We start from the raw sequence: 19,376 nt of genomic DNA on the forward strand, positions 1-19,376 counted from the left end.
TTAAAATCCATTCATAGGGCTTTTCATAATCTATCTAACAAGTAAGTTTGTCAACAATCTCTACCCACTTTAATTACAAGTGGATATTTTTTATTATATAAAAATCATAACAAGTAGGTGTGCAACTATACCTGCAACAAGACCTCCTATTGTATGGGATAATATAGCTTTATTTGTAAGCTGTCTACTTTCAAGTGCATCCATCATAGCAACGTGAGTTGATAAATATCCACTCCAGCACATTCCCATTGCTGTAAATACTGCTATTTCATTTGCCCCAATAAGTCCTTGTTGTAAAAACTTTGGAACAAGACCAATTGCAGCACCAACAGCACCAAGTGCAGTTATTGGAAAGGCTATAGCCTCAGGTGATTTAAACCCTAAAAGTGGCTTTAGTATGAAGTTAATTTTACTTCCAAGCCAAGGTAGAACTGGTACACCTTCGTAGGCTGCACCAGTATATACCCCACCCTTTGGTGCATTAGTTAGCATCATAACAAGTGTACATATTACAATAACCCCAGGTATGATGGATAATCCCATCTCAACACCTGTTTTTCCTCCGTCTAATATTGCTTCAAGGCCTCTTTGAAATAAGCTTCCACTTCTTATTTCTCTATATTGAGTTAAATCTACTCCCTCTTCGCCTTCATATGCCATCATTTCAGTTCCATATTCTTTTTTTGTAAAATGCATCATTATTCTTACACTTACTATACTACCTACAATAGCACCAATATTTCCAATAAGTGCTGGTAGAAAAAAGCTCTCACCCTTTGGAGCTTGGGCTATCATAAATGTAGTAACTATAAGTCCCATTCCAAAGGCTGTACCTAAATTAGTTAATGCAGGTATTTGATACTTCTTAAAGTATCTTGTAAATCCCTTATCCTTTGCTAAAGTTATGATAGCTGGGTTATCTGAAAGATATGTTGTTATTACCCCAATACTTGCAGCCCCCGGCATATCGTAAAGAGGCTTCATAAGTGGAGATAATATCTTGTTAATAAGTGCAACAACTCCAAACTCAGTTAAAAGTGCACCAAAGGCTCCAGCAAGAACTGCTATTGCCATAATAAAAAATACCGTGTTTAATAATAGGTCGTGGGCTGTCTTCATCATAGTGCTAAACATATTGGCAAGCCCCATAACCCTTGATAAAAAAGTAAAACATATTGCTAAAATTCCAAGAAAAATAAAAGATTCTGCATTGATTGCCTTAACATACTTCTTTTGCACAATATCACTCCTTGCCATTATATTTTGTTACCCCCTAAGTTTACAGAATTATTTTAACATATACCCCAATATTTTAGTAGTACATTTTTTCTATTTTAAAATATAATTCACTCATAATAAATTAAATTAGCCCCATAATGGATTTATTTGTCATTTCAAGATAGGCAACTTTAGATTTTTATATTGAAAAAGTCACAGTTATAAAACCCAATGTAGTCATTTCAAATTTTTATAATATTCAATAATAACTGGCTTTTTCATCTACTAATCTAAAATTGCTAATTCTTATAAGTTATGCTTTTAATCCATTTACAGGGCATATAAAAATACTATTCTATTTTTTTATATAATTTGAAATTATTCTATTAATCCATCTTTTATCTTAATTATTCTATCACTAAAGGATGCTGCATAATTGTCGTGAGTCACCATTAAAATAGTTTTCTTATGTTCCTTGCTTAAATTCAGTAGTAATTTTAATATTTCTTCTCCTGTTTTAGAATCTAAATTGCCAGTTGGCTCATCAGCAAATATAATCTGAGGATCAATAATTAACGCTCGTGCAATTGCAACTCTTTGTTGTTCTCCCCCTGATAGTTGATAAGGATACTTTTTTCTTTTATCAAATAATCCTACAACCTTTAAAATATTTTCAACTTTATCTTTATAATTTTTCTTATTGAGCCCCTCAAGCTCTAATGGTAACATTATATTTTCTTCAACATTTAAAAGCGGTACTAAATTATAGAATTGAAATATAAAACCAAATTTAGTTCTTCTTATTTTACTCAATTTTTCATCATTTAAAGTTGCTAAATCTTCGCCATTAAAAATAACCTTTCCTGATGTTGGCTTATCAAGCCCACTTAAAACATAAAGTAATGTACTTTTGCCCGAACCAGATTGCCCCATTATAGAAATAAATTCACCATCGTTAACCTCTAAATTTATGCCTTTTAAAACCCTCGTGGTATTTTCCTTTGTACTATAATCTTTAAATAGATTTTGGGCTTTTAAAACAACCACTTTATCCCCTCCACATATTCTAAACTTTATCACTCTATTGATTTTATTGCTTGAATTAGATCTGTTTTTCTAATTTTACAGCTTGGATAAATAGATCCTAAAAAACCTATGCTTGTAGATACTAATAGTAGCATTAAAAATATAGAAAATTTATATCCAAAAGACAGTTCACCTATATAATATGATAAAATTCTTATCATATATAAATTTAAACTAAATCCAAACAAAATTCCAAATACTCCACCTTCTAATCCTATTAACATTCCCTTGCCAAATATATTAAAAATAAGCTGTTTTAGTGACATACCAATTGTTCTTTTTACTGCAAAAACTCTAATTTGAGTTAATATATTAATTATAAAGTTATTATTTAAGCTTATTATACTTATTAATATTGTTATAAAAAATAATATATTAACTATAAAAAACAACTTATTATTGTCCTTAGAATTTTCTTCTTGCATTTTCTTTAGTGAACTAACATTATAAAATCCATTATTACCTTCAAGCAATTTATTTATTCTAACTTCAACATCAGCTATGTTATAGTCTGGTTTAGTTTTTACTAAAAACAAACTATAATTAGGGTGATTGAAATCTTTTATAAAATAATTTTTAGAAACAAACAAAACCTTCCCCATATTTTCAAAACTACTAACAACACCAATAACCTTATAATCAACATCTTTTTCATCTGTTTTTATTTTTATAAAATCTCCAACTTTTGTATTTGTATTCTGAGCAAATGTAGTTGTAATTATTATATTTCTTCCTTGAGTTAACTGCCTGAAGGTATCATATTTCGAACCTATTTTAAAAGTTTCAAACGAGATTCTTTCATATTCATCTGCATCAATTCCAGAAATTTCTACTTCCATATCTTTTATATTTTTGTTTATTCTATATTGTGAAATTACTTCTTCTATACCTTCTATACTACTGAGCTTATTTTCCAACATTTGTATCGAATTATCAGTAGTAATAACAAAACTAATTCCATTATATACATTATTTACACTATTTCTAATAAGATACGATATAGTGAAACTTAAATATGCTATCCCAACTACTATACTAATCAATGTTATTGATTCAGCAGTTTTAATAAAATCTCGTTTGAATTCTTTATACAACAATCTACCTTTTGTACCAAATAAATTAATTAAGTTAAATAATGTATTATTTATTATATTATGTAAAAACTCTATTAATAATATAAATGACAATGAAAAAAATACAATTCCTAATATTAGAACATATACGTTTATTAAATAATAAATACTTACGACATATAAAACAATAGATACTAATAGCATGATAAATCCTATCAAAAACTTAGTATTAAACTTTTCAGTTCTTGGTTTGGTAATATTCCCTTTTATTATGTCTACTATAGAAAAATTCATCATATCAAGGATAGAAAGGATTACACTAAATAAACCTACAAAAACCATTACCATGAATACTATTAAAATTTTTATAAAACTAATATTAATTTTAATATCATCTCCTGCAATTAATTTTAGTACAAAACTTATGAATGGATAACTTAAAATAGTACCTATAAAAGATGAGAATAAAACAATAATAAAATTTTCTAAATATACTGAAAGAAAAATTTGTAATTTAGTAGCACCAACACTTCGTAAAGTACCTATTTGCGATATTCGTTCATATAATAATGTTTTAAATGTAGAATAGGTTAAAAATAAAGTTATAAAAATAGCAAATGAGCTAAATATTCTTAAAGCAATATCAATTGTTCCTACATATGCTCTATAGCTTTCAATATCATATCTTTGTTCCACCTCATATTTTTCATCAATTATTTTTTTTAATTGATTAACTACATTTGAAATATTATCAAGCTTGTCTAATGTAATGCCAATAGTATATACTAACCCTTTTTTGCTAAACAGCTCTTGGGCATCCTCTATTTTTAAAACTACAATATTACTATTCTCAAAAATCCCCTTATTTTCAGCTATTCCTGCAACTTTGAAATTTAATTCTTTATCTTTATATGCCAATACTACAGTATCTCCAACTTTTAAATTATTTTTTGCAGAATATGATTCACTTATTATTATTGGATTTTGAATATCAGTTAATCTGCTTTGTTTGACAAGATTAAAGGAATATACCTTGGATTGTTTATCAAAATTAACTCCAATTACATTAATTAATTCATTTTTTAAAGATTTATTTATTGCAATTCCACCACATCGTTCTACTGCATATTTTATATCCTTTATATTTTGCAGTTTACTTAAAATATAATCTGGGTTGAAATATATATCTTTATCACTTTTTGTCCTAATAACTATCTGACTATTTAATGTATTATTTCTAAGCTGTTGTTCTCTTGACTCTATTGCAGAATCCTTTAAACATACTGTAGTTATTAAAGTTAAAGTTGATAGCATAAAGGTTAGAAATAGTATAAAAAACTTTATTTTTTTCTGTGCAATATTACGTAAACTTAGTTTAATAATTGCATTCACCTACAAGCACCTCACTGATTATTTAATATTAACTTGATTAAGTTCTTTACTATTTAGTAATAAATTATAATAGGTTTCTTTATTGTTAATCAAAGTTTTATGGGTTCTTTCTTCTACTACTCTTCCATTATCAAATACAAATATTTTATCAGCATTGACAATAGTTGTTATTCTATGAGCAACAACTATAACCGTACATTCTCTTGATAAATTTTCGATTATTTCTCTTATTATAGTTTCATTCTCTAAATCTAATGCAGAAGTTGGTTCATCTAATATGAAAATTTGTGGATGTTTTATTAATGCTCTTGCAATAGCAATACGTTGCTTTTCTCCACCTGATAAATTAACTCTTTCTGTTATTATAGTGTCATATCCTTGCGGCAATGACATAATCTTTTCATGTAATTTTAATTTCTTACATATATCAATAATTTCTTCATCTGAAGCATTCATTTTACCACATTTAATGTTTTCTTTAATAGAAGTATTAAGTAGTTCTATATCTTGAGGAACAAAACTTATTTTTTCTCTCAATGAATTTACACCTATTTCATATATACTTTTCCCCCCAATTTTTATATCTCCATACAAAGGTTTGTAAAAACCTAAAAGTAATTGTGAACTACCCCCACTTATAGAAGTGGTGGCAGTTCACAAAATCCAAGTTCATATTATGAAAATGATGACTCCTTTACAAATCTATATACAAATAAAAATCCCACTATAATAACAAACGTTGTAAGTATTCCTGCCTCTGGTCCAAAAGCTCCACCTGTAATTATATTATCCTTTAAATTTGAAACAGTTATTATTCCCTTCGCCTCTTGACCACTTACTGAAAGCCCAAATACATTTCCTTGAAAGTAGTTCCAAGTTAAATGATAACCAATTGCCATCATTAGATTATCAGTCTTTAGCGTCATATATGCAAAAAGAACTCCCACAAGAAAAATATTAAATATACCAAACCAATTTAAATTTGGATTAAATACGTGAAGTAGTGCAAATATTATTGATGATACAATTATAGCCATCTTTTCTGAGTTTTGTTCCTTTAAGGCATATAAGCAATATCCTCTACTAAACAATTCTTCATTTAAAGCAACTAAAATAAATATAATAAGTCCAGTTATATTATATATCGAAAAATTAAATCCATCTTCTACTGTTACATTGCCTGTCAAGCTTATTACAGCAAAAATGAAGGTCATTGAAACCGCACCCATTAGTAACCCTATAAATAAATGTTTCAAACTGTTTTTATTAAACTTTAAACCTATATCCCTAAATCTCTTTTTATCTATTGCACTAAGTATAATAAATACAGATAGTATTACAGCAGTCATTGATAATATTTTAATAACGAACCAAGATATAGTGTTTTCTCCTAAAATCGATCCTACTACTTCCTCTGATGTTAAAGAATTTCCTTCAAGCACAGATTTAAAACCAAATAATACAGCTCCAATCATTCCAACAAAAGCCCCAAACGCAACTTGGAAGACAAAACTTAATAATAGGACAAATGCAATCCTCCAACCTGATCTTATTTTTCCCTCATTATTCTTAAATATCTTCATCACAATCCCCCTTTTTACAATTTTAGTAAATTATATTATAATATCTTTCTTAAATCAAGCAAAATAAGGTAAAAATTTATTATAAAATTTATCATATTTGTAAATTAAATTAATAAATTATTGTACTACCTGTTTATCTGTGATAAACTATTTTAAGAAAATTATGTAAAAGGGGGAACAAAATGAAAAAGCGTATTGCATTGTTTTTAATTATCATTTTAACTATTATTAACCTTGCTGGGTGTGGCTTTAAAGCTACAAAAACAGAAACAAAAAAGACACTTATTAGAGAACCAGAGTGGATAAAAAACTCTGTTATCTATGAAGTAAACGTAAGACAGTACACTAAGGAGGGTACATTCAAAGCCTTTAGAGAGCATCTGCCAAGGCTTAAGGAAATGGGCGTTGATGTTCTTTGGTTTATGCCAATATACCCTATTTCAGAAAAAAACAGAAAGGGAACCTTAGGCTCCTACTACTCAATAAAGGATTACAAGGCAGTAAACCCAGAATTTGGTACACTTGAAGAATTTAAAGAACTTGTTGACGAATGTCATAAAATGGGATTTAAGGTTATATTAGACTGGGTAGCAAACCATACAGGTTGGGATCACCTTTGGATTAAGAACAAGGACTGGTACCTAACAGACAGTGAGGGAAATATAGTAAATCCTCCAGGAACCGACTGGACAGATGTTGCACAATTAAACTACAAAAATGAAGAGATGAGAAAAGCAATGATTGATGCAATGGTATTTTGGGTAAAAGAGGTTGGAGTTGATGGATATAGATGCGATGTTGCAGGAAGAGTTCCTGTTGATTTTTGGGAAAAAGCAAGGGAGGAGCTTGAAAAAATAAAGCCTGTTTATATGCTTGCTGAGGATGAAGGTAATAGAGAATATTTAAATAAAGCCTTCAACAGCAACTACAACTGGAGGCTTATGCACCTTATGGAGAGTATAGCAAACGGAAGAGCTGATGCCTTTGGAATAAGACGTTTTGCTGAAAACTTTGATAAAATCTATCCAAACGGTAGCTACCCAATGAACTTCATCACAAACCATGATGAAAACTCCTGGAATGGAACTGAATTTGAAAGAATGAAGGATGCTGTTGATGTTATGGCAATGCTAACCTTCACACTTCCTGGAATTCCTCTTATATACTCTGGACAAGAGGCTGCCTCAAATAAGAGACTTAATTTTTTTGAAAAGGATGAAATAGACTGGAAAAACTATCCTAAGCAAGATTTCTATAAGAATTTAATTAGACTAAAGAAGGAAAACAAAGCTCTTTGGAATGGAGAACACGGAGGAAGTATAAAATTCATTGATGTTAAAAATGATAACGTTCTTGCCTTTGTGCGTGAAAATGAGGGCAATAGGGTTTTAGTTTTTGCAAACCTTTCAGATAAGAGCTTCGATTTAGAGGTTCCACTAAATGAATATGCAGGAAAATATACTGATTTTAATACTAATGATAAAGTAAAATTAAAGAAGAACCATTTAGTTAAATTTTCTCCTTGGAGTTATACAATATATGTAAGTAGTAAGTAAAATGTAAATATTACCTATCAGATTGTTGACAAATCTAATTGTAAGCTAAAATCTGAAAAAGCCCCATAAATGGATTTCAATAGGCTCTTTCGTGAGCTTTAGCAATTCTTAGCTTTTCGACTTTGAAAAAGTCCGTAATTCGGCACAGGACGTGCCGAGCCGAGCGGCCATCAGGACGATGGCATCGCGAGGGTAGCACTTTTTCAAACAAAGAAAAGCTTAGAATTGATTAGCGAAACGAACGAATGCCAAGAAATCCTTTATGGGGCTAATTAATATATAAATTTTTCACCAGCCTGTAAAAGGTGCGTAGCACCTTTTACCTATATATCCCTCCTATATTGCATCCCCTCAAACTTTATCTTCTCTATCTCCTTATAAACCTTCTCCCTTGCTAACTCTAAGGTCTCTCCAACTGCTGTTAAAGATAAAACACGTCCACCATTTGTATAAAATCTTCCATTCTCTAATTTAACACCTGAAATATATACATCTACATCTTTTATAGATTGAATTCCAAATATTTCATCGCCACATATTGGTGATATAGGGTATCCTCTACTTGCTAAAACAACATTACAGGAGGCTCCATCTATCCATTTAAAATCACATTCATCTAATCTTCCATCTAATGTCTTTAAAATAGCCTCTACTAAATCACTCTTTAAAAGAGACAAAATTGCCTGAGCCTCAGGATCGCCAAATCTTACATTATACTCAAGAAGATATGGACCTTCCTTTGTTATCATTATTCCAAAATAAATAAAGCCTTTATAATCTAAGTTTTCCTCTCTTATTCCTAAAAGCGTTCTTTCCATTATATCCTCTTTAAACTTTTCAAAGACATCATCTGTTACATACCTATTAGGTGCAACAACCCCCATTCCTCCTGTGTTTGGTCCCCTATCATTATCCATAAGCCTTTTGTGATCCTTTGCTGAAACAAAGGGCTTTATACTTTTACCATCGGTTATGCATATAATAGAAGCTTCAACTCCCTCAAGATATTCCTCTATCACAACTCTTTTGCCAGAACCTTTAAATAAATCCTCCACCATAAAGCTAAATAAAGTATCCTCTGCCTCATCCCTACTACTACAGATTGCAACTCCTTTACCCTGTGCCAGGCCATCTGCCTTTATTACAACAGGATATTTAACCTTATTTAAATACTCTTTGGCCTTTTCAAATTCCTCAAAAACCTCATAGGAGGCCGTTTTTACTCCATACCTTTTCATAAATTCCTTTGCATAGGCCTTACTTCCCTCAAGAAGGGCAGCTTTTTTACTTGGTCCAAATATTTTAATCCCATTTTCCCTAAATTTATCTACAGCCCCAAGCATAAGATATTTCTCTGGCCCTACAACTACCAAATCTATTCCTTCACTCTTTGCAAAGTGTATTATATCATCTATGTCTTCTAAATCAACATTTTGGCACTTTTTCTCCAACATTGTTCCTACATTTCCTGGGCATACATATACTTTAGAACACAATGAACTCTCTGCTAACTTTTTAGACAGTGCGTGTTCCCTTCCACCTGAACCTAAAACTAAAATCTTCATAAAATCACCTCAATGTTTAAAATGTCTAACTCCAGTAAAGACCATTGCAATGCCATATCTATTGCAGGCATCTATGGATTCCTTGTCTCTTATTGAACCGCCAGGCTGCATAATAGCCCTTATACCATATTCATTTGCCTTTTCCACAACATCCTCAAAGGGGAAGAAAGCATCCGACACAAGGCAAGTAGCCCCTTTACCCCTCTCTAATGCCTGACAAGCTGCCCATATTCTATTTACCTGACCGCCTGCAATCCCAATAGCCATCTTATTCTTAACAACTACTATAGCATTAGATTTTACATACTTTACAACCTTCATTCCAAAGAGCATATCCTCCATCTCTTTATCAGTTGGCTTTTGCTCTGTAACATATCTAAATTCGCTAACTAACCTTCTATCTACATCCTGTACTAAAATTCCACCATCTACGCTTATATACTCTAATTTATCCTTTGGTGTCGATAGTGCCTTTATAACTCTTAGATTTTTCTTCTCCTTTAAAACTATAAGTGCATCCTCATCATAATCTGGTGCTATTACTATTTCTAAAAATATATCTATAAGCTTTTCAGCTGTTCTTTTGTCAACCCTTCTATTAAATGCAACAATTCCTCCAAATATGGATATCTTATCACACTCATAGGCTCTAATATATGCATCAAATACGTCTTCTCCTACTGCAACTCCACAGGGACTATTATGCTTTACTGCACAGCAGCAGGGTTCATCAAACTCACAAACAACCTTCCAAGCTATATCCATATCCTTTAGGTTGTTATATGAAAGTTCCTTTCCATTTAGCTTTTCAAAATCCTTTACTGCACCACTTCCTACTGTCTTTGTATAGTATGCTGCCCTTTGGTGTGGATTTTCTCCATATCTTAAATCCATAATTTTTTTATAGGATAAAGTTAGGTATTCTGGAAAATCATCCTCAAGAAGAAAATTGGATATGGCTGCATCATAGGCAGATGTTAAATTAAATACCTTTCCTGCAAGATATCTTCTCTTTTCTAATCTTACATCTCCATAATTTAAAATCTCATCCATAACCATATCGTAATCCTTAGGGTCACATATAGGAACAACGTATTTATGGTTTTTAGCAGCAGACCTTAACATCGAAGGACCACCTATATCTATAAACTCTATCTTTTCATCATCCTTTAAATCATCCTCTACCTTTTCAAAGAAGGGATACAGGTTTACAACAACAAAGTCAATATACTCTATTCCTCTTTTACTTAACTGTTCAACGTGGTTTTCATTATCCCTTACTGCTAAAAGTCCTGCGTGAACTACTGGATGTAGTGTCTTTACCCTTCCATCTAATATTTCATCAAAACCTGTTATAGAGCTTACCTCAACTACATCTATTCCCCTTTCCTTTAGATATTTAAAGGTTCCTCCTGTTGAAATTATCTCAACACCACTATCTGATAAAAATTTAGCAAACTCATAAATTCCTTCCTTATTATATACACTGATTAATGCCCTCATAAGCCACCTCCAATTTTTTTATAGCCTCAACTATAGCTATATGTTCTTCCCTTTGAACCTTCCTCTTTATATCTTCAATTTTATCCTCATAATCCACAGAAACAGTCCTTTGAAGTATTATTCTTCCTGTATCTACTCCCTCATCAACAAAATGAACCGTACAGCCTGTTATCTTCTCCCTATTTTCTAAAACAGCCCTATGCACATTATCCCCATACATCCCAACACCTCCAAACTTTGGAAGTAGAGATGGATGAAGGTTTATTATTCTATTCTTATATTCCTTTAATATATCTCCCTTTAGTATTGATAAAAATCCTGCCAAAACAATAAAATCAGCTTTATATTTAACTAATTCATAAATCCTATCCGAAAGCTCATCCCTATAGGCTTTTCTATCTAAAATGTATGTCTCTATTCCTCTTTTTTTTGCCCTCTCTATTCCATAGCACTCTCTATCTGCTATTACTAAAACAACCTTTGATTTTATCTCATCTTTTTCCACTGCATTTAATATTGACTCAAGGTTAGTGCCACTTCCTGATATAAGGACGGCTATATTAAACATACCCTTCCACCGCCCTTTACCACTTCTCCAATTATATACGCACTTTTGCCACCTTCTTCTATTGTTCTTACTACTTCTTCTGCTTCATTTTTATCCACACAAATAACCAAACCTATTCCCATATTGAAGGTTCTATACATTTCTGTCTCCTCTACTCCTCTTTGCTGTAAAAGTTTAAATATATCAGGTATTTCATAGCTATCTTTATATACTACTGCATTAAAATCTCCCTTAAACATCCTTGGGATGTTTTCTAAAAATCCTCCACCTGTTATGTGGGCCATTCCTTTAACGTCGAATTTATCTAAAAGAGGAAGAACATCCTTTACATAAATATTAGTTGGAGTTAAAAGAACATCTCCTATCCTCTTATCTTTAAATGGTTCCTCAAGGTCTGTAATGATTTTTCTTATTAATGAATATCCGTTGCTGTGACATCCTGAAGACTCTATTCCAACAAGCAAGTCTCCCTCTTTTATTTTGCTTCCATCAACTATTTTATCCTTCTCAACAATTCCGACACAAAATCCAGCAATATCAAACTCTCCATCCTCATAAAAACCTGGCATTTCTGCAGTCTCTCCTCCGATTAAACTACATCCTGCCAAAATACACCCATCCTTTATTCCCTTTATGACATTAAAGGCATCCTCTGCACTTAGCTTACCACAGGCAAAATAATCAAGGAAAAACAAAGGTTTTGCACCGTGGCATAAAACGTCATTTACACACATCGCAACACAATCTATTCCAATTGTATCAAGCTTTTTCATATCTATGGCAATCTTAAGCTTTGTCCCAACGCCATCACAACCTGATACCAATACAGGATTTTTATAATTTTTAATCTCAAATAGGGCACCAAAACCTCCAACACCCTCAAGTACACCCTCTTTGTAAGTTTCCTTAACCATTCCCTTTAGCATTGAAACAAGTCTGTTACCTTCATCTATGTTTACACCAGCATCACAATATCTCATATCACTCTTTCCTTTCAAACATAAATTTATCTGCCTCAAAGGGGGCTGAAACAGGATATATTCCATTAAAACAACCTAAACAAAAGCTTTTTGCATCGAGGGCATCTAAAAGTCCCTCTATACTTAAAAAACCTATGCTATCTGCACCAAGTTCTCTTCCTATTTCCTCCTCATTTAAGTTTGAACCTATAAGCTGACTTCTTCTTGGAGTATCAATACCAAAATAGCAGGGATATTTTACAATAGGAGATGCAATTCTTACGTGTACCTCCTTTGCACCATTTTTCCTTAAAAGTTCAATTAGCCTCTTCATAGTCGTTCCGCGTACTATAGAATCGTCCACCAATACTATTCTTTTTCCTTCTATATTTACTTTTAGTGGATTTAATTTCATTGAAACAGCAGCTTCCCTAAGCTCTTGTGTTGGTGCAATAAAGGTTCTACCTACATACTTGTTCTTAACAAAACCCATTCCATATGGAATTGATGAAGCCTTTGCATACCCTACAGCAGAATGGGTACCTGAATCTGGTACACCAACCACAATATCTGCATCACAGGGCTTTTCTTTAAAAAGGTTTTCTCCTGCTTTAACCCTTGAAATATAAACGTTTATTCCATCTATTGTACTATCTGGCCTTGCAAAATATATATATTCAAAGGAGCAGGTTTTAAGGGAGGTTCTCTCTATCATCTTATAGCTTCTAAGTCCCTCCTTATCTATCACAACTATTTCACCCGGTTCTACATCTCTATAAAACTCTCCACCTACAGCATCTATTGCACAGCTCTCAGATGATAAAATATAATCATCTCCAAGCCTTCCTATGCAAAGAGGCCTTATACCATTTGGATCTCTTACTGCAATTAATCTATCCTCTGTTAGAAGAAGAATGGCATAGGAACCCTTAACTGCTTGGATTGCATCAAAGCAGGCCCTCTCTATTCCCTTTTTATAACCCCTTGCAATCAGGTTTAATACTACCTCAGAATCAATGGATGTCTGAAATATACAACCTGCCTCCTCTAAAAGCTCCCTTATAATATCTGCATTAACTAAATTTCCATTATGGGCAATGGAAATACTTCCAAGTTTATATTTACTCAAAAGGGGCTGTGCATTTTGAAGGTTTGAATCGCCGGTTGTTGAGTATCTAACGTGACCTATTGCAGAATAGCCTATCATTTTATCTAAATCTTCCCTTTTTAAAGCATCTCCAACAAGCCCCATACCCTTTTTTAGATTTACTGCCTCACCATCTGAATAGGCAATTCCTGCACTTTCCTGCCCCCTATGCTGCAGTGCATAAAGTCCATAGTAGACTATCTCCCCAACCTTCTTTTTTTCCCTTGAAAAAACACCAAATACTCCACACTCTTCTTTAAACTTATCTAATCCATAATGCATTGGAGCTCCTCCTCCCAAACCCTCTTTAAGTCGCAGATACTTTTATCTATAACCCTTGTTCCGTTTATATTAACTTCAATCTTACTGCCCTTTGTTTCTCCAATTACCTCAGCCAAAACTCCATATCTTTTAAATTCAGTTATTATTTCATCTACATATTCCTTTTTAGCCGATAGAATAAACCTTCCTTGGCTTTCAGAGAATAGGAATATATCCTCCCTTAAACTTGTCTTTACATTTACCTCTACCCCTATTTCATTCTTAAAGGCACATTCACAAAGTGCTACAATCATTCCACCCTCTGATACATCGTGGGCACTTTGTATCAAACCTTCTTTTATTAGCTTTGTTAAGCACTCTATGGTATTCTTTTCATTTTCAGGATAGCACCTTGGTGCACTACCTAAGACCTTGCCATAAATAACCTTTAAATATTCACTTCCGCCTATTTCATTTAAGGTTTCTCCAACTAAGATAACCGCATCACCTAATTCCTTAAAATCTATTGTACAAGCTTTATTTTTGTCCTCCAAAAGACCAACCATCCCTATTGTTGGAGTTGGATATATTCTTGTTTTATTTGATTCATTGTAAAAGCTTACATTACCACTTACAACTGGAGTGTTTAATACCCTACTTGCCTCAGTTATACCTAAAATTGCCTGCCTAAATGTGTAATAGACCTCCTCATCCTCAGGATTTGCAAAGTTTAGACAGTCTGTTATTGCAATTGGTGTTGCTCCTGTTGCTGCTATATTTCTTGCCGCCTCACACACTGCAATCTTTGCACCTTCATAGGGGTCCAAATAACAATACCTTGAATTGCAGTCAACTGTTAAGGAAAGTGCCTTATCTGTTCCTTCAACTGCAACAACAGCAGCATCTCCTCCCGGTCTTACTATTGTGTTGGTCCTAACCATATAATCATACTGCCTGTAAACCCATTCCTTTGAAGCTATGTTTTCAGACTTTAAAACTTTAATTAATGCATCATTTAAATCCTCTACTCTTTTAAGGCTATCTATATCCAAATGTAGTTCATCTAAATATTTAGGTCTTCTATAGGGTCTTAAGGTTGCCTTCGCACCATCTCCTAAAAGTTCAACCGGTACACAACCTACTACCACATCACCTTCTGTCACAGTTAAATTTTTATCCTCTGTTATTTCTCCTATAACTGCTGCGTTTAAATTCCACTTTTTAAATACCTTTAATATCTCCTCTTCATACCCCTTTTTTACAACAAAAAGCATTCTTTCCTGTGATTCTGAAATCATTATCTCCTCAGGAAGCATATTTTCCTCCCTTGTAACAACCTTTGAAACATCTATTTTAATTCCGCATCCACCCCTTAGGGCCATCTCACAGCTTGAGGAGGTTAATCCTGCTGCACCTAAGTCTTGTACTGCGACTACATATTCCTTATCCATAAGTTCAAGACAAGCCTCAAGTAGAAGCTTTTCCATAAAAGGGTCTCCAACCTGAACAGCAGAACGCATAGCCTCTGACTCCTCTGTTAAATTACAGGAGGCAAAGCTTGCTCCACCTATTCCATCACGTCCTGTTGTGTGTCCAACCAGTATTACACTATTCCCAACCCCTTGGGCTATTGCCCTCTTTAGCTTATCCTTCCTTATTATTCCAACACTCATTGCATTAACAAGTGGGTTATCACTGTAGCAGTCGTCAAACACAGTCTCTCCTGCAACTGTTGGAATTCCAACAGAGTTACCATAATTACCTATTCCGTTAACCACACCCTTTAGAAGCCTTTTATTTCTTTCATCATTTAGGTGTCCAAATCTAATTGAGTTTAAGTTTGCAATAGGTCTTGCACCCATTGTAAATATGTCTCTTAATATTCCTCCAACCCCTGTTGCAGCACCCTGATATGGTTCTAATGCTGATGGATGGTTGTGGCTCTCTATTTTAAACACAACTGCCAAATCATCCCCTATATCTACAGCACCAGCATTTTCACCCGGTCCCTGAAGAACCCTCTCTCCCTTTGTATTAAACAATTTAAGTAGAGCCCTTGAGTTTTTGTAACTACAATGCTCTGACCATAAAACTCCAAACATAGAGAGCTCTAAATCATTTGGTTCTCTGTTTAAACCTTCAACTATTCTTTTATATTCCTCCTTTGTTAAGCCAACCTTTTCATATCTATTCATTTTCACAAACCTCCTTAAGCTTTAGGTTCATTGCACTAACTTCCATCTCTAATCTTTGTTTATATTCTGAAAGCTTTTCTGCTATTTTTTCATCATTTATTGATAGCATCCTAAGAGCAAGTAGGGCCGCATTTTCTGCCCCACCTACTGCAACAGTTGCAACAGGTACTCCCTTTGGCATCTGAACTATTGAAAGAAGTGAATCAATACCCTGAAGTCTTGAAGAAACTGGAACACCTATTACAGGGAGCGTAGTTAAGGATGCAACCATCCCTGGAAGATGTGCCGCTCCCCCCGCCCCTGCAATTATAACCTTTATCCCTCTATCTCTTGCACCCTTTGCAAACTCATACATTTTATCTGGAGTTCTGTGGGCTGAAACAACATCTATCTCATAATCAACATCAAATTCTTTTAAAACCTTTTCTGCTCCCTTCATAGTCTCATAATCTGAAATACTTCCCATTATAATTGCAACAGATGCCATATTAACATCCTCCTATAAATTCAAACTCCATATTAGAGAGTCTCTCTATTCCTTCTTCTAAATCATTACAAAGATAGGTTATATGACCCATCTTTCTTCCCCTTTTTACTTCCCTTTTTCCATATAGGTGTAAAAAGAGTCCTTCTGTTTTTAAAAGTTCCTCAAAACCCTTTAAATAATATCTACCCTCTATATCTTTATCTCCCAGTATGTTTCTCATAACCGCCTTTGAAATCTCTCTTGTACTTCCAAGTGGAAGGTTTAAAATACTTCTTATGTGCTGTTCAAATTGACTTGTTATACAGGATTCAATTGTATGGTGTCCAGAATTATGGGGACGAGGTGCTATTTCGTTTATATATATATTTCCTTCTTTATCAAGGAACATCTCTATACAAAATATTCCATAATCTCCTATTGCCTCTATAAACCTATCTGCAATCTCATATATCTTATCTTCAGTTTCCTTATCTATCCTTGCAGGTGAAATGCTAAGGTGAAGTATGCTGTTTTTGTGGATGTTTTCAACAGGAGAGAAGTGCTTTATCTGTCCTCTTTTGTTCCTTGCAACAAGTATTGATATTTCCTTTTCAAATTGAATTAGTTCTTCAATGAAAAAATCATACTTAAGATTTGAAACAATGTCCTTAAGATGAGATGGGCTTTCTATCAAAATATTTCCCTTTCCATCATATCCTCCCCTTGAAAACTTAAGCATACAGGGAAAGGAGTCTATTTTATCTAATTCATCCCTTTTATAAATCCTTGGTACATTAAAGCCCTTTTCCTTTAAAAAGAGCTTTTGCTTTAGCTTATCTTGAATTATCTCAAGGGTATTTGAGGATGGTATAACCTCTCTGCCTCTTCTTTCTATCTCCCTTAAAAACTCCACTGATATATGTTCAAACTCATAGGTTACAACATCACATCCATTTATAAAATCATCTATCCTACTTAAATCATCATATCTTGAAACTATCTGAAAATCGGATACCTGTCCTGCGGGTGAATTATGAGTTGGATCAATTATTACAACCTCAAACCCCATCCTCTTTGCCTCAAAGGAGAGCATCCTTCCAAGCTGTCCTCCACCTACTATCCCAATCCTTTTCATACTATGCCTCCTTTAAATAGGCAATTATCGATTTAAATAACATTAATCCGTCCTCACCACCAAGAAGTTTGTCCTGTGCCCTCTCTGGATGAGGCATCATTCCAAGTACATTTCCTCTTTTATTTACAATACCTGCAATGTCTTCTACTGAACCATTTGGATTGTTTTGATATCTAAATACTATTTGGTTATTTTTTATAAGCTCCCTTAATCCTTCATCATCTATATAATAGTTGCCCTCTCCGTGGGCTATTGGAAAGTTTACAATATTACCCTTTTTAAAAAGATTTGTAAAGGGAGTGTCGGTGTTTTCTACTATTAAGTTACAGTCGCTACATATGAAATTTAGATTTTTATTTCTAAGAAGTGCTCCTGGAAGTGCCTTAAGCTCTGTTAGAATTTGAAAACCGTTGCATATTCCTAAAACAAGTTTTCCCTTTTCAATATGTTCATTTATATTTTCAAGTACCCTTGCAAATCTTGCAATTGCACCACATCTTAAATAATCTCCATAGGAAAATCCACCTGGAAGAACAATTAAATCCTCATCATCTATCTTTTCATCGTGCCATATATATTTAACTTCAACATTTAATCTTTCTAAAACCTTATAGGCATCTATGTCACAGTTAGAACCTGGAAAAACTATAACCCCCGCCTTCATTCTATCACCTCAAACCTTACAGAATAGGTTTCAACCTCAAAGTTTACAAGAAGCCTCCTACACATCTCATCTATCTTTTCACGGGCCGCCTCTATTTTATCCTCCTTTAGAAGTACCTCTATGTGCTTTCCTATTCTTACATCCTCTGCATAAAGAGAGAGCTTTTCAAGTCCCTTTTTAACTGCTGTACCCTGTGGGTCAAGTATGCTCTTTTTTAAGGTAACATCTATATATGCCTTAATCATCTTAACTCCTCCAATCTATTTAAAATCTCTCTATAGCCTTCTATTACATTTCCTAAATCCTGTCTGAATCTGTCCTTATCGTATTTATATAAAGTTTCCTTATCCCAAAGCCTACAGGTATCTGGAGATATTTCATCTGCCAATATAACCTCTCCCTTATACCTTCCAAACTCAAGCTTAAAGTCAATTAGTATTATTCCTATTCCCTCAAACATTTTTGTTAATAGGCTGTTTATTTTAAGGGCTGTATTATATATATTGATAAGCTCATTCCTCTCTACCAATCCAAGTGCTATTGCGTGGTAATCATTTATTAGGGGGTCCTGTAGAGAATCGTTTTTATATGAAATCTCAAGAATTGGCTCATTAAACTTTTGTCCTTCCTTTAAACCAAGTCTTTTTACTATGCTTCCTGCTGCATAGTTTCTAACAATAACCTCGAGGGGAACTATACTGACCTTTTTGACAAGCTGTTCTCTATCTGAAAGTTTTTCAATGAAGTGTGTTTTTATATTGTTTTCTTGAAGTTTTTTAAATATGATGGAAGAAATGCTGTTGTTTAGTATTCCTTTATCTAATATTACATCCTTTTTAAGACCATTGAAGGCCGTTGCATCATCTTTATAGTAGACAATTAGTTTATCATCATCTTTAGTCTCATAGACCTTTTTTGCCTTTCCTTCATAGAGCATATTTAATTTTTCCATATTAACACCCCTTTTATTTGAAATTGAAGTCCAGAGCATTTTGCTCTGGACTT

At 33.3% G+C, this 19,376-nt stretch carries 17 protein-coding genes; 1 reads left to right on the forward strand and 16 read right to left on the reverse strand.

What is annotated here, in order from left to right; translation table 11 throughout:
* Nucleotides 1–93: 93 nt before the first annotated feature.
* The 5 genes from A3M9_RS0107125 to A3M9_RS13400 form a co-directional block, all read right to left on the reverse strand.
* Complete coding sequence (locus A3M9_RS0107125; RefSeq protein WP_035166084.1) at nucleotides 94–1,257, reverse strand: membrane protein; 1,164 nt, start codon at nucleotides 1,255–1,257, stop codon at nucleotides 94–96.
* A gap of 339 nt (nucleotides 1,258–1,596) precedes the next feature.
* The gene (locus A3M9_RS0107130) at nucleotides 1,597–2,265 is read right to left on the reverse strand and encodes an ABC transporter ATP-binding protein (protein WP_027308616.1); all 669 of its coding nucleotides are present in this window, start codon (nucleotides 2,263–2,265) and stop codon (nucleotides 1,597–1,599) included.
* A gap of 29 nt (nucleotides 2,266–2,294) precedes the next feature.
* Nucleotides 2,295–4,769 carry an FtsX-like permease family protein gene (locus A3M9_RS0107135; protein ID WP_027308617.1) on the reverse strand — a complete coding sequence of 825 codons (2,475 nt, stop codon included), beginning with the start codon at nucleotides 4,767–4,769 and terminating at the stop codon, nucleotides 2,295–2,297.
* A gap of 18 nt (nucleotides 4,770–4,787) precedes the next feature.
* Nucleotides 4,788–5,408, reverse strand: a complete 621-nt coding sequence (locus A3M9_RS0107140) for an ATP-binding cassette domain-containing protein (RefSeq protein WP_084424675.1) — start codon at nucleotides 5,406–5,408, stop codon at nucleotides 4,788–4,790.
* Between the two features lie 35 nt (nucleotides 5,409–5,443).
* Entirely contained in the window at nucleotides 5,444–6,352 is a 909-nt protein-coding gene (locus A3M9_RS13400; RefSeq protein ID WP_051350646.1) for a CPBP family intramembrane glutamic endopeptidase, read from the reverse strand.
* Nucleotides 6,353–6,534: 182 nt separating this feature from the next.
* On the opposite strand from A3M9_RS13400, the gene A3M9_RS0107150 reads away from it, so the two are divergent.
* Nucleotides 6,535–7,908: an alpha-amylase family glycosyl hydrolase gene (locus A3M9_RS0107150; RefSeq protein ID WP_027308619.1), complete on the forward strand. Its 1,374-nt coding sequence runs from the start codon at nucleotides 6,535–6,537 to the stop codon at nucleotides 7,906–7,908.
* Nucleotides 7,909–8,231: 323 nt separating this feature from the next.
* Here A3M9_RS0107150 and purD read toward each other — a convergent pair whose 3' ends face one another.
* The 11 genes from purD to purC are packed head-to-tail and all read right to left on the reverse strand — an operon-like array spanning nucleotide 8,232 to nucleotide 19,323.
* A complete protein-coding gene (gene purD, locus A3M9_RS0107155) occupies nucleotides 8,232–9,473 on the reverse strand; it encodes a phosphoribosylamine--glycine ligase (protein WP_027308620.1) in 1,242 nt (413 codons plus the stop codon).
* A gap of 9 nt (nucleotides 9,474–9,482) precedes the next feature.
* A complete protein-coding gene (gene purH / locus A3M9_RS0107160; RefSeq protein ID WP_027308621.1) occupies nucleotides 9,483–10,976 on the reverse strand; it encodes a bifunctional phosphoribosylaminoimidazolecarboxamide formyltransferase/IMP cyclohydrolase in 1,494 nt (497 codons plus the stop codon).
* Nucleotides 10,951–11,544: a phosphoribosylglycinamide formyltransferase gene (purN, locus tag A3M9_RS0107165; protein WP_027308622.1), complete on the reverse strand. Its 594-nt coding sequence runs from the start codon at nucleotides 11,542–11,544 to the stop codon at nucleotides 10,951–10,953. Before purN ends, purH begins: the two co-directional genes overlap by 26 nt.
* Nucleotides 11,532–12,524 carry a phosphoribosylformylglycinamidine cyclo-ligase gene (gene purM / locus A3M9_RS0107170; RefSeq protein WP_027308623.1) on the reverse strand — a complete coding sequence of 331 codons (993 nt, stop codon included), beginning with the start codon at nucleotides 12,522–12,524 and terminating at the stop codon, nucleotides 11,532–11,534. The genes purN and purM overlap by 13 nt, the downstream gene beginning before the upstream one ends.
* A gap of 1 nt (nucleotide 12,525) precedes the next feature.
* Nucleotides 12,526–13,932 carry an amidophosphoribosyltransferase gene (gene purF, locus A3M9_RS0107175; RefSeq protein WP_051350647.1) on the reverse strand — a complete coding sequence of 469 codons (1,407 nt, stop codon included), beginning with the start codon at nucleotides 13,930–13,932 and terminating at the stop codon, nucleotides 12,526–12,528.
* Complete coding sequence (gene purL, locus A3M9_RS0107180; protein WP_027308625.1) at nucleotides 13,917–16,106, reverse strand: phosphoribosylformylglycinamidine synthase subunit PurL; 2,190 nt, start codon at nucleotides 16,104–16,106, stop codon at nucleotides 13,917–13,919. The genes purF and purL overlap by 16 nt, the downstream gene beginning before the upstream one ends.
* On the reverse strand, nucleotides 16,099–16,593 hold the full coding sequence (purE, locus tag A3M9_RS0107185; RefSeq protein ID WP_027308626.1) for a 5-(carboxyamino)imidazole ribonucleotide mutase: 495 nt from the start codon (nucleotides 16,591–16,593) through the stop codon (nucleotides 16,099–16,101). The genes purL and purE overlap by 8 nt, the downstream gene beginning before the upstream one ends.
* A 1-nt stretch (nucleotide 16,594) precedes the next feature.
* Complete coding sequence (locus A3M9_RS0107190; RefSeq protein ID WP_027308627.1) at nucleotides 16,595–17,707, reverse strand: 5-(carboxyamino)imidazole ribonucleotide synthase; 1,113 nt, start codon at nucleotides 17,705–17,707, stop codon at nucleotides 16,595–16,597.
* Nucleotide 17,708: 1 nt separating this feature from the next.
* Entirely contained in the window at nucleotides 17,709–18,371 is a 663-nt protein-coding gene (gene purQ / locus A3M9_RS0107195; RefSeq protein WP_027308628.1) for a phosphoribosylformylglycinamidine synthase subunit PurQ, read from the reverse strand.
* Nucleotides 18,368–18,616 carry a phosphoribosylformylglycinamidine synthase subunit PurS gene (gene purS / locus A3M9_RS0107200; RefSeq protein ID WP_027308629.1) on the reverse strand — a complete coding sequence of 83 codons (249 nt, stop codon included), beginning with the start codon at nucleotides 18,614–18,616 and terminating at the stop codon, nucleotides 18,368–18,370. The genes purQ and purS overlap by 4 nt, the downstream gene beginning before the upstream one ends.
* Nucleotides 18,613–19,323, reverse strand: coding sequence for a phosphoribosylaminoimidazolesuccinocarboxamide synthase (gene purC, locus A3M9_RS0107205; RefSeq protein WP_027308630.1), 711 nt, complete (start codon nucleotides 19,321–19,323; stop codon nucleotides 18,613–18,615). The genes purS and purC overlap by 4 nt, the downstream gene beginning before the upstream one ends.
* Nucleotides 19,324–19,376 lie beyond the last annotated feature (53 nt).

The organism is Caloramator sp. ALD01, assembly GCF_000472625.1.
Taxonomy (GTDB): domain Bacteria; phylum Bacillota; class Clostridia; order Clostridiales; family Caloramatoraceae; genus Thermobrachium; species Thermobrachium proteoclasticum.

Coding starts and splice junctions, on each gene's coding strand:
- A3M9_RS0107125 (WP_035166084.1), bottom strand. CDS start 1,257: ATGGCAAGGAGTGATATTGTGCAAAAGAAGTATGTTAAGGCAATCAAT.
- A3M9_RS13400 (WP_051350646.1), bottom strand. CDS start 6,352: ATGAAGATATTTAAGAATAATGAGGGAAAAATAAGATCAGGTTGGAGG.
- A3M9_RS0107150 (WP_027308619.1), top strand. CDS start 6,535: ATGAAAAAGCGTATTGCATTGTTTTTAATTATCATTTTAACTATTATT.
- purD (WP_027308620.1), bottom strand. CDS start 9,473: ATGAAGATTTTAGTTTTAGGTTCAGGTGGAAGGGAACACGCACTGTCT.
- purH (WP_027308621.1), bottom strand. CDS start 10,976: ATGAGGGCATTAATCAGTGTATATAATAAGGAAGGAATTTATGAGTTT.
- purN (WP_027308622.1), bottom strand. CDS start 11,544: ATGTTTAATATAGCCGTCCTTATATCAGGAAGTGGCACTAACCTTGAG.
- purM (WP_027308623.1), bottom strand. CDS start 12,524: ATGAGATATTGTGATGCTGGTGTAAACATAGATGAAGGTAACAGACTT.
- purF (WP_051350647.1), bottom strand. CDS start 13,932: ATGCATTATGGATTAGATAAGTTTAAAGAAGAGTGTGGAGTATTTGGT.
- purL (WP_027308625.1), bottom strand. CDS start 16,106: ATGAATAGATATGAAAAGGTTGGCTTAACAAAGGAGGAATATAAAAGA.
- purE (WP_027308626.1), bottom strand. CDS start 16,593: ATGGCATCTGTTGCAATTATAATGGGAAGTATTTCAGATTATGAGACT.
- A3M9_RS0107190 (WP_027308627.1), bottom strand. CDS start 17,707: ATGAAAAGGATTGGGATAGTAGGTGGAGGACAGCTTGGAAGGATGCTC.
- purQ (WP_027308628.1), bottom strand. CDS start 18,371: ATGAAGGCGGGGGTTATAGTTTTTCCAGGTTCTAACTGTGACATAGAT.
- purS (WP_027308629.1), bottom strand. CDS start 18,616: ATGATTAAGGCATATATAGATGTTACCTTAAAAAAGAGCATACTTGAC.
- purC (WP_027308630.1), bottom strand. CDS start 19,323: ATGGAAAAATTAAATATGCTCTATGAAGGAAAGGCAAAAAAGGTCTAT.